Annotated in this window: 9 protein-coding genes; 1 reads left to right on the top strand and 8 read right to left on the bottom strand. The window is 72.8% G+C overall.

The features are described 5' to 3' along the window. The 3 genes from QZX64_RS03800 to QZX64_RS03810 all read right to left on the bottom strand — a co-directional run. A partial coding sequence (locus QZX64_RS03800) for an FAD-binding oxidoreductase (RefSeq protein ID WP_295657100.1) occupies positions 1-369 on the bottom strand: 369 nt, incomplete at its 3' end. Continuing rightward, positions 366-977, bottom strand: a complete 612-nt coding sequence (locus QZX64_RS03805; protein WP_295657101.1) for a sulfite oxidase-like oxidoreductase — start codon at positions 975-977, stop codon at positions 366-368. The genes QZX64_RS03805 and QZX64_RS03800, both read right to left, overlap by 4 nt. A 24-nt stretch (positions 978-1,001) precedes the next feature. Continuing rightward, positions 1,002-1,949, bottom strand: coding sequence for an NAD-dependent epimerase/dehydratase family protein (locus QZX64_RS03810; RefSeq protein ID WP_295657103.1), 948 nt, complete (start codon positions 1,947-1,949; stop codon positions 1,002-1,004). A gap of 130 nt (positions 1,950-2,079) precedes the next feature. Here QZX64_RS03810 and QZX64_RS03815 point away from each other — a divergent pair, with 130 nt between their 5' ends. Then, the gene (locus QZX64_RS03815; protein WP_295657105.1) at positions 2,080-2,784 is read left to right on the top strand and encodes a TetR/AcrR family transcriptional regulator; all 705 of its coding nucleotides are present in this window, start codon (positions 2,080-2,082) and stop codon (positions 2,782-2,784) included. Positions 2,785-2,787: 3 nt separating this feature from the next. Here the strand turns inward: QZX64_RS03815 and QZX64_RS03820 are convergent, their stop codons facing one another. The 5 genes from QZX64_RS03820 to QZX64_RS03840 all read right to left on the bottom strand — a co-directional run bounded on the left by QZX64_RS03820 (position 2,788) and on the right by QZX64_RS03840 (position 9,818). Continuing rightward, positions 2,788-3,597 carry an LLM class flavin-dependent oxidoreductase gene (locus QZX64_RS03820; protein WP_295657107.1) on the bottom strand — a complete coding sequence of 270 codons (810 nt, stop codon included), beginning with the start codon at positions 3,595-3,597 and terminating at the stop codon, positions 2,788-2,790. A 44-nt stretch (positions 3,598-3,641) separates the two neighbouring features. After that, the gene (locus QZX64_RS03825) at positions 3,642-4,484 is read right to left on the bottom strand and encodes a resuscitation-promoting factor (RefSeq protein WP_295657108.1); all 843 of its coding nucleotides are present in this window, start codon (positions 4,482-4,484) and stop codon (positions 3,642-3,644) included. Positions 4,485-4,718: 234 nt separating this feature from the next. After that, positions 4,719-6,794 carry an ATP-binding protein gene (locus QZX64_RS03830; protein ID WP_295657109.1) on the bottom strand — a complete coding sequence of 692 codons (2,076 nt, stop codon included), beginning with the start codon at positions 6,792-6,794 and terminating at the stop codon, positions 4,719-4,721. A gap of 271 nt (positions 6,795-7,065) precedes the next feature. Continuing rightward, positions 7,066-8,796 carry a S8 family serine peptidase gene (locus tag QZX64_RS03835; RefSeq protein ID WP_295657111.1) on the bottom strand — a complete coding sequence of 577 codons (1,731 nt, stop codon included), beginning with the start codon at positions 8,794-8,796 and terminating at the stop codon, positions 7,066-7,068. Positions 8,797-9,140: 344 nt separating this feature from the next. Continuing rightward, the gene (locus tag QZX64_RS03840) at positions 9,141-9,818 is read right to left on the bottom strand and encodes a zinc-binding dehydrogenase (protein WP_295657113.1); all 678 of its coding nucleotides are present in this window, start codon (positions 9,816-9,818) and stop codon (positions 9,141-9,143) included. Between the last annotated feature and the right edge of the window lie 692 nt (positions 9,819-10,510).

Below are 10,510 nucleotides of genomic sequence, written 5' to 3' on the forward strand. Positions count from 1 at the left end.
CACCACGCCCGACCCGCCGGCGACGCAGACCGCGGTCGCCTCGCCGGCCCAGGTGAACCACCCGCCGATGGGCCCGCGCAGCTCGAAGACGTCCCCCACCTCGGCCACCTCGTGCAGGTGGCCGGAGACCTCGCCGCCGGGCAGGCACTCGACCATCAGCTCCAGCAGCGGGTCGCCCGGCTCGGAGGCCACCGAGTAGGAGCGCGAGGCGGTGTAGCCGTCGGGGGCGCGCAGCCGCAGCACGTAGTGCTGGCCGGGCAGGTGGTCGACGCGGTCCGCCACGTCGAGCCGCAGGCGCGCCAGGCGGTCTCCCGTGCGGTCGACCTCGAGCAGCGTCCCGGTGGTCCAGCGACCCTCGGGTGCGCTCACGGATCGCCCTGGTAGCGCTGCTCCAGCCACGGGTCGCCCCGGTCGTGGTAGCCGTTGCGCTCCCAGAACCCCTGCCGGTCCTGCGTCATCAGCTCCAGCCGGCTGACCCACTTGGCCGACTTCCAGAAGTACAGGTGCGGCACGAGCAGCCGCACCGGCCCGCCGTGCTCGGCGGCGAGCGGGCGGCCGTCGTACTCCCAGACGAGCCAGGCCCGCCCACCGGTGACGTCGGCGAGCGGCAGGTTGGTGGTGTAGCCGGTCGAGCTGTGCGCCAGCACGTGCGTCGCGTCGGGCCGCGGGCCGACGAGCCCGAGCAGCGTGTCGACGTCGACCCCGCGGAACGTGGTGTCGAGCATCGACCACGTCGTGACGCAGTGGATGTCGCCGTGGTACGTCGACCCCGGCAGCGCGTGCGCCTCCCGCCACGACCAGGTGCGCGAGCGCTCGACGGCGCCGTCGACGGTGATCGTCCACTCCTCCGGGTCGATCCGGGGCTGTGCCTCGGCGGTGAGCACCGGCCAGTCGCGCCCGGTGTCGTACTGACCCGGCGGCAGGCGGTCCGGCCGCCCTCGCCGCCGACCGCTGCCGAACCCTCGTGTCACTGGCACGCAGAGCAGCCTGCCACGTCGCGATCAGGCCGGACAGCCCAGCGCCGAGGTCGCCTCGTTGGTCGCCGTGGCGCGGCAGGTGAGCTCCCACGGCGTGGGCTCGAGGCCGAGCTCCCGCGTGATCGCGGAGGAGTCCAGGAGGTAGGGACGCTCGAACTGGTAGGCCGTCTCCCGCATCTCCCGCAGCAACGGCACGACCAGCGCGCCGAGCCACATGGCTGCCCTCGGCACCCGGCGCACCGGCACCGGCGGCCTGCCGACGGACGCGCAGACGTCGGCCACGGCCTGGGCCGGGGTCACCGCCGGGTTGGTGGGCGCGTGCCACACGCGTCCCCACGCCCGCTCGTCGACGGCGACCGCCGCCAGGGCGCGACCCATGTCGCGGACGTCGGTGAACGAGTGCGGCTGGTCGGTCCCGACGACGAACCACGCCGACTTCCCGGCCAGCGCGCGCGGCACCGCCATCGGGACGTGGGCGCTGGTGATGTCGGCGCCCAGGTAGTCGGACCCGCGCACCTCCACGGCGCGGATGCGCCCTGCCTCGTGCGCGGCCCGGGCCCGGGCCCACATGTCGGCACGCAGCCGGCCCTTGACGCCGGTCGCCGCGTCGGGCATGCCCTCGACCATCGGCTGGTCGACCGGCCCGTAGCCGTAGAGGCACGACGCCGTCACGAGCACGGCCCCGCTCCGCTCGGCGGCCGCCAGAAAGGCGGCGGCGACCGGCGGCCAGTACGTCGACCACACGTCGTACGACGGCGGGTTGATGCAGTTGTAGAGCGCGGCGGCACCCTCGGCGAGCTCGCTGAGCCGGTCGGCGTCGGCGGCGTCGGCGCGGACCCGCGTCGCGCCCGGCACCTCCGCTCCGGCGCCCGAGCGGCTGGCCAGCAGCACCTCGTGCCCCGCCGCCACCAGCTCCCGGGCCGTCGCGAGCCCCACCGGCCCGGCGCCCACCACCACGTGTCGTTGCCTCATGTCAGATCCTCTCCTCAGCATAGAGAGCAGTGCTCTCTCTCACCTCGAGCGTGACATGAGTCCTCTTCGAACGCAAGAGCAGCGCTCTCGTTTGTTTGCGCTGCTCTCATGCGTGCACCAGGATGAGGCCATGGCCGACTCCGCCGCGCCCCGCAACGCCCGCGCCGTGGCGCGCGCCGAGCTGACCCGCGCCATCCTCGACAGCGCCTCCACGCAGCTCGCGCAGGTCGGCCCCGCCGCACTGTCGGTGCGCGCCGTCGCCCGCGACCTCGGCATGGCGTCCTCGGCGGTCTACCGCTACTTCCCCAGCCGCGACGCCCTGCTCACCGCCCTGCTGATCGAGGCCTACGACGATCTCGGCGAGTCGGTCGAGCAGGCCGACTCACGGGTCCGCGACCGCGCCGACGTGGCGGCACGCTGGCACGCCCTGTGCCACGCCGTCCGCGACTGGGCCCGGGCACAGCCGCACCGCTACGCCCTGCTCTACGGCTCCCCGGTGCCCGGGTACGCCGCCCCAGACGACACCGTCGCCTCGGCCACCCGGGTCACCACGGCGCTGCTGACCCTGCTCTCCGACGCGCAGGCGATGGGGCGGACGCCGGTCGCCACGCTGCCGCTGAGCGAGGAGGAGCGGGAGGCGGTGGTGCCGGTGCGCTCGTTCACCGACCCCGTGCTCGACGACGCGTGGGTCGTCCGCGGGCTCGCGGCGTGGGCCACCCTCTTCGGCAACCTGTCCCTGGAGCTGTTCGGGCACATGCACCGCGGGATCCTCGACTACGACGCCCACTTCCAGCAGCTGGTCGACCAGGTCGCCGCCGACCTCGGTCTCGCCTAGGGCTCAGCGCTCGGACGGCAGCAGCCCTGCGGCGCCCAGCGCCTCGACCAGAGGTCGGGGGTCAGGACGATCGCCCGTGCCCTGCAGCACCACCGTGTCGGCGCCGGCCTCCGACAGCGCGGCCACCCGCTGGCCCACCTGCTCGGCCAACGCGGATCCGGCCTGCGCGGGGTCCAGCTGGGTGTAGACGGTGACGACCGCCCGGCCCGGTCGACCCGACGCCTCACGCTCCTCGTCGACCAGCCGGCGCGCCCGACGTACGACGTGGGCGTCGGTCACCGAGTCGAGCAGCACCCCGTCTGCCACCTCGCCGGCCAGCCGGACGGTCTTCTCGCCACGGGCGCCGACGAGGAGCTGGGGACGGCGCGCCGGCGGCCAGTCGAGGGCGACCCCGTCGAGCCGCACGTAGCGACCCTCGACGTCGACCCGCGCGCCGTCGAGCAGGTCGCGCACCGCCTCGGCGTGCTCGCGCAGCAGCGTCATCGGCGAGTCGACCCGCGCACCGACCTGGCCCATCCAGTCGAGCACGCCGTGGCCCAGCGTCGGCAGCACCCGGTCGGGCCACAGTCGCGCCAGGGTGGCGAGCTCCATGGCGACGAGCGCCGGGTTGCGCAGCGGCACGGGCAGCAGTCCGATGCCGACACGGACCCGCGTCGACCAGGCGAGCGCAGCGGTGGCCGCCGTCAGCCCGCCCTCCAGGAAGCAGTCCTCCCAGAGCCACAGCTCGGGGACGCCGGCCTCGTCGACGGCGCGGACCACCGCCTCCAGCTCCTCGGGCGGCTGCTGCGGACGGAAGACGACACCGATGCTCATCCCGCCACCCTGCCACCTGCGCCGCCGGCTGCGGCGGCCTCAGCTCAGAGCAGGCGGCCGCAGGTCGGCCACGGGGAGCGTCCGCGGGACGCGTACAGCCGCTTGGCCCGGAAGGTCTGCTCACCGCGCGACGCGTGGTGCGGCAGGCCGGACCCGCCGACGCTGCGCCACGTGGCGACGTCGAACTGGTAGAGCCCGTAGTAGCCCGCCGCGTTCACCGCCCGGGGGTTGCCTCCGGACTCGCATCCCGCGAGGGCCGCCCAGTCGAGCCCGTCCGCGCCGGGGACGGACCAGGGCTCGCGGCCGACGAGCACCCGACGGGGCCGCGGCTCGCGGACCGTCGTACGGGCGACGACCCGGTACTTCACGGGCTCGCCGTTGTGGAAGGTGCGCATGGCGACGACCCGTCGGAGGCCGGCCCTGCCCTGGCGGGCCACCTTGCGCCGGCCGGGGGCGAGCTCGGTGGTGGGCACCGTCACGACCCCGGCGCGGATCGGGGTGCCCCGGGTCGTGCGGCGCTTCTCGACCTCGACCAGACGGACGGTGTCGCCGTGCCGGACGCGCTTGTCGCGACCGGTGACCTCGCGGCCGCTGCGGACGACCTCGAGCAGGTCGTTGCCGTCGACGTCGACGCCCCTGCCCTCGAGCAGCCGGCTGGGCCACACGCGGGGGGCGACGGCCACCTCCACGGCCGGATCGGTGGCCACCTTCAGGCGGACGGCGACCTCGCCGGCGGGTGCGGAGGTGCGGTCGACCGCCGTGGCGCTGGTCGACTCCTGGGCCGCGGCGGCGCCGGGCACGAGGCCGAGCGCCAACGCGGCCGCGGCAGTGCCGGCGGCGATCCCGCGCAGACGGGTGTGGACGGAGGATGTGGTGGTGGCACGCACGTGGCTGGGACCTCACGATGCTTCGACGCCCATAGGGGCTCGGACGCGACGCCGTCGGGTCGGGCGTCGAGGCCGCGGCCTGCTGCACCTCGCGAAGGGAGGCGCCTCTCACGGGGAGGACGCAGCCGGCGACCCCCTCACCAGACCATGTGGTCGCGGGGTGTGTCGAATCGGCGGGTCCGTGTCGGCACGGGAGTCAGCGCTCGGGTGAGCGCTCGTGTCGGCGCTCGCTCGTCACCGTCCGGACTCCCGAGCGCGGGACGCGCCCTCCCACGCCTGCGTCGTCAGCGGGCCGCGCGCGTGGAGCCTCGTCACGCCCACGGAGCCTTCTGGATCGGCCTCAGTCAGCGGCAGCCGGACCGTGAAGGTGCTGCCCACCCCCGGCTGTCCCGCGACGGCGATCGTCCCGCCCATGAGCTCGGTCAGCTGCTTGCAGATCGCCAGACCCAGGCCGGTGCCCTCGTAGCGCCGGGTGGCTGAGCCGTCGACCTGGCTGAAGGCCTCGAAGATCGATGCCTGGTCCGACTCGTCGATGCCGATGCCCGTGTCCGAGACCGAGAACTGCACGCCGCGACCACCGTCGCTGACCGCGTCAGGTCGGACGTCGAGCTCGACTCGTCCCTCCGAGGTGAACTTCAACGCGTTGTCGACGAGGTTGTTGAGCACCTGCACGGTTCTGGTCCTGTCACCCACGACCATCTCGGGCACGCGCGGATGTATCGAGCAGTCGAGCGTGATCCCCTCCTGTCGCGCCCGCGGCAGGTGGGCGTCGGCGATGTCGGTGACCATGGCGCGCACGTCGAACTCCGCCCGCTCCACGGTGGCGTGCCCCGCCTCGATCCGGGAGAAGTCGAGGAGGTTCTCCACCAGGGACAGCAGCAGCCCCCCGGACCGATCCATCCTGCCGAGCAGCTTGGTCTGGAGCTGGTCCAGCGAGGTGTCGCCCAACAGCTCACCGGCGGCCAGCACGGTGGTGAGCGGCGTGCGGATCTCGTGACTCATGTTCGCCAGGAACATCGACTTCGCCTCCGACGCTGCCAGCGCCGCGTCGCGTGCGACCTCCAGCTCGGTCGCCAGGGTCTCGAGGTCGCTGACCGTACGGGCCCGCTCCACGGCGACGCCGGCATGCGCGGCGAGCGCCTCGAAGACGTGCACGTCCTCCTTCCCGAACGTCTCCTTCTCGAAGGACCGGTCGAGCACCACGAGCAGGTACCGGGTGGCACCGGCTCCTCGCAGCGGGGCGGCGAGGCCGTCGCGGGGCGTGGACATCAGGCCCGGCCCGTCAGCGGGCTCCGACATCTCACCGTGCCCGCGGCGGGGTGACTCGTGCTGCACGACGCCGGTGTCCAGCGCTCTCCACCACCAGGGCTCGGGCTCCTGGAGCTCGAGCGACTCCGCGTGCAGCGAGCCGTCCCCGCACGCGTACCAGCGCACGTTCCGGCCGTCGACCACCTCCACGAGGTAGGCGCGCTCGGCATGCATCAGGTCGGCAGACTCGGTGAGGACGATCTCGATGACCTCCTGCAACGAGTGCGCGGAGGAGGTGCGGTCGACGAACCGGTACAGCAGGTGGGTGCGCGCGTGTCCTCGGGCGAGGGAGACGTAGACCCGGTAGGCGAGGACCAGCAGGACGACGACGACGCCCAGCAGGGGCAGGGCCGAGGGCTGCACCAGCACCAGGGTCGCCACGAGCAGGGCGACGCAGGTGTTGATGAAGGCAGCGACCGAACCGGACCGGAGCGCCTCGTGCAGCACCTCTCCGTCGAACGCACCCTCGGTCAGGCTGATGGCAGCGGTCACGGCACCGGCGGAGATGAGGTCGGTGACGAGCACCGCCACCAGGACGGCGAGCCATCCCGTCAGCGAGAGTGGGTCGCCCCCCTGCAGGATCGCGTGGTAGGTGAGCGCGCCCAGGGCCGCCTCGAGGGCGAACATGGCCGAGTTGAACGCCAGCTTCGTGCCGCGCATGCGTGCTGCGAGGAGGAGTGCGAGGACCGTGCCCACGACGTAGGCGGTGACGTACTGCTGCGGAGCGAGGAAGGTCAGGCCGAGCACCGCCGGGATCTCGCGGAGCGTGTGCCCGTGGGCGTTGCGCTGGGTCGGCAGGTGGATGACCACGACCTCGGCGAGCGCGAACAGAGGGAGCAGGGCGAGCCACCTGAGGTCCGGCACCGACGCCTCGGGCTCGCGCAGGAACCCCGGTGCGGCGATCAGGACGGCCAGGCCGGCCATCGCCGCCGTGAGCAGCGAGATGAGCAGGAGCTGTCGGTCCGGCCGTGCGTCGGACTGCGGCTCGGTGTGGGTCGTCATCTCACCGACGCCGCCGCCGGCTCGACGACCAGGCCGGCGGCGTACGCGAGGCAGCTGGTCTTCACGGTTTCCGCATCCCTTCCGAGCCGCTGCCGCACTGGTCTGTTGGTCCGGTGAGCATACGACTGCCTGCTCCGTCGATATCGAGGAATCCTCGAAGTTCCGGCCGATCGGTCAGCACCCGAGACGCCCACGCACCGCCGACACAGGAAGGAGGCGCCCGCCCCGGAATATCAGGACGAGCGCCTCACCCTGCCGCGCGACAGGTCCGCTACAGAGCGCCCATCAGGTCCTCGCCGAGGAGCGACGGAAGCTCCTCCGAGCCCGACAGGACGTCGCGCCAGGAGCGGGCCCGCCAGGAGCGTGCGGACCAGCTGCGGGCCTCGATGTCCAGGGTCGACCAGCCGCCGGAGGTCCAGAGGTCTCCGCGCCAGCTGCGTGCCAGCCAGTCCCCGCCGGTCCACGAGTCGCCGGACCAGGCGGCGTCGCGCCACGACCGGGCGGTCCACGAGCTGCCGGACCAGTCCGAGCCCGTCCACGTGCGGCCGTTCCAGGTGCCTCCGGTCCACGATCGGCCGGCAGCGGTGGCCTCGCGCCACGACCGTGCGTCCCAGGGCGTGCCCATGGCGTCGACCTCACCGGTCAGGACGGTGCCGTCGACGGGGTCCACGACGTGGCTGTCCCCGCGTGCGCCCTCGAGGGTGCCGGTGCCGGTGGCAGGCAGCCACCTCTGGGTGGCGATGAGGGCGTGCGGCGTCCTGGCCTCGAGCGCCCCGTCGATGTCGAGCACGCCTGAGCCCTGCGTCGGGTCCGTGCCGGCGACGGAGTCGGCGGTGGACCTCAGGAGGTACTTGACCTGGTCGGGGGTGAGGTCGGGGCGCTGCTGGAGCAGCAGCGCGACAGCCCCGCTGACCATCGCCGTGGCCTGCGAGGTGCCACTGCCACGGAAGAGCCGCTGCGCGGCGTCGCCGGTCACGAGGCCCTCGGGGTGGGTGCGGTCGGAGTAGGAGCCGGGCGTGCGGAGCGAGACGACCGACTTGCCGGGAGCGAGGAGGTCGGGCCGGCGCAGCGGCGTGCCGGAGTTCGTGAAGGTCCCGGGGACGTCGTCCCTGAGGTCGGCCGTCCCGAGGTGGTCGACCGCGCCGACGGCGATGGCGTACGGGTCGGCCGCGGGCATGGTCAGCGCGTTGCCCGCTCCGTCGTTGCCGGCTGCGGCCACCACGACGATGCCCTTGCGCCAGGCGTTCTCCACCGCGTACGCGAGCGGGTCGACGAGGTAGGGCTGGGTGGAGTGGGTCCCGTAGGAGAGGTTGATGACGCGGATGTTGAGCCCGTCGTGGTTGCGGTGCTGCACGACCCAGTCGATCGCCGCGATGATCTGGCTGACGTCGGCGCCGCCATCGGCGGTGGCGACCTTGACGTTGACGATCCGGGCGCCGGGGGCCATGCCGACGAAGCGCTTGGAGTCGGCCTCCTTGCCGGCGAGCACCGCCGTGTCGCGGCCGGCGATGATGCCGGCCATGTGGGTGCCGTGGCCGTAGCCGTCGAGGTAGCGGGTGTCGGCGTGCTGGCTCTCGAAGGAGAGGTCGGGACCGTTCACGACCTTCCCGGGCGCAGTCAGGCCCTCGACCGGCGCCACGCCGGTGTCGATCAGGGCGACATCGACGCCGCGCCCGGTCACCTTGGTCTTGGTGGCGTCGTCCATGGTCCAGGCCTTCTGCGCGCCGTACCACTTGGTGGCGGTGAAGAGGGAGCCGAAGTCCTCCTTCGCGTCCCACAGCCCGGTCGCCTTCGAGGCCTTCTCGTCCTCGCGGGTGGTGTCGTCGCCCCAACGCTTGCCGAGGAGCTCGGAGCCGTCGGACGCCGACGTCGCCGTCGCTCCCGGCTCCGGTGATGCGACCGACCGGGCCGACCCGCCCGCCACGGCCGTGAGGGCCAACGATCCGAGCAGCAGCCCTGCGGACAGTCGCCAGCCGCGACGCTTCGAGCGGTTGCTTTCCATGGTCTCCCCTATCGTGCACAACATCACGTGGGCTCGAACCTAGGCGGCGTACCCAGTATTGGGGAGCAGCATCGCCATAGTTTTACCTCCGCCCGCGTGTACTGGCCGTCCGCGCGACACGGGGTAGCCCGATGTGACTACGCCGAGTGGCCGGCATGCCCATGGTTGCTGCCGGCCTGAAAGCGCTCAGCGGACGGTGGACGAGGCCTCGAGCCGGGGCCGGCCCGCGACCTGGTCCGCGAGCGCCTGACGCTGGCTCAGGACCCCGACGGCGTTACCTGAGCGGGCGGACGCGCGTCGGCGTCAGGGCTCGAGGACGAGCTTGCCTCCGGGGTGCCGACCCATCAGCAGCTCGGCTGCCTCCATGGCATCGGCGAGCTTGAACGTGCGAGCGACGGGGACCGTGAGCTCGCCGGCGCCCGCTCGGCGGCGACGGTGGTGACGATGCGGCCGCGGTCGGCGGCCAGGACGAGGGAGGTGTCGACCGCCTCGTCGGTGCCGACGCAGTCCAACGCCGCCGCCACCCCGTCGGGCACGGCGTCGCGCACCCGCTGCTCCAGTCCCTCTCCGTAGGCGACCGGCACGCCGCCGAAGCGGCGCACCACGTCGTGGCTCGCCGGCCTCGCCGTGCCGATCGCCCGTGACCCGATCCGGGCGGCCTGCTGGAGCACGCTGACTCCGACGGCCCCGGAGGCGCCGTGCACCAGGATCGTGTCCCCCTCGGTGGTGCCCGTGACGTGAAGCATCTCGGCGGCCGTGGTGCCGGCGGGCAGCAGGTTGGCGGCCTCGCCGAAGGACAGCGAGTCCGGCTTGGCGAAGACATCCGCCGCGGCGACGGTGACGTCGGTGGCCCAGCCGCCACTGATGCGGAAGGCGAGCACCTCGTCGCCCACGGCGACCGGACCGGACGCGATCTCGGTGTCGGGGCCGACGGCGGCCACCACACCAGCGACCTCGTAGCCGACGGCGCGCGGGAACTCCCCGGAACCGCTGGCCACGTGCTTGGCGTCGGCTGGGTTCATCCCGGCCGCCCGGACCGCGACGGTGACCTCACCTCGGCGCGGTGCGGGGACGTCGTACGCCTCGAAGGAGAAGACGTCGAGGCCGCCGTGCCGGGTCGCGATCCAGTGGTGCGCGATCGCTCGAACCTAGTCGGTGTGGGAGCTCACGCGGCACGGTGGCGACGGCGGCCCCTCGGTGTCATGCGCTCTGTTCTGCGGCCCTCACACGTTGAAGCGGAACGTTGCTGCGGTATTCGATCCTTCGTCGTAACTCGCCCAAAACTGCCTCTGACCTGCGGAAACATCTCGGTCGGCCCTTCGGGTGATCACCGTTGTTCGTCGACCTTTTCCGCTCTAGTGAGGGCAAGATGAGGGCAGAGGCGGGTCCCCAGTCGTTCTCCAACGCCATCGGCTGACGGTCAGCGAGCCATGTCGGCTTCTGCTTCGACGGCAGCCGATTGCTGCTTCCGCCGCCGCACGGACGTCGCGTACGCGCTAGCCCATTCCGCCCACTATGACGCAACGAGGGTGCTCCTGGAGTCCTGGCTCTGGACCGATTGCGAACCCAGGTGCGTGGCTCGGATCACCGACTCCTCAGGTAGGCGGCGGGCTTTGCGCTCCCAACTCTCTGGGACGGGTAACGACAGCTGAAACTGTGTTTTGGGAGCATGCCGCTCGCCTTTCATGCTTCTTAGACGTCCGCGTGCTGGTCA

The sequence above is a fragment of the uncultured Nocardioides sp. genome (assembly GCF_902805925.1).
Classification (GTDB): domain Bacteria; phylum Actinomycetota; class Actinomycetes; order Propionibacteriales; family Nocardioidaceae; genus Nocardioides.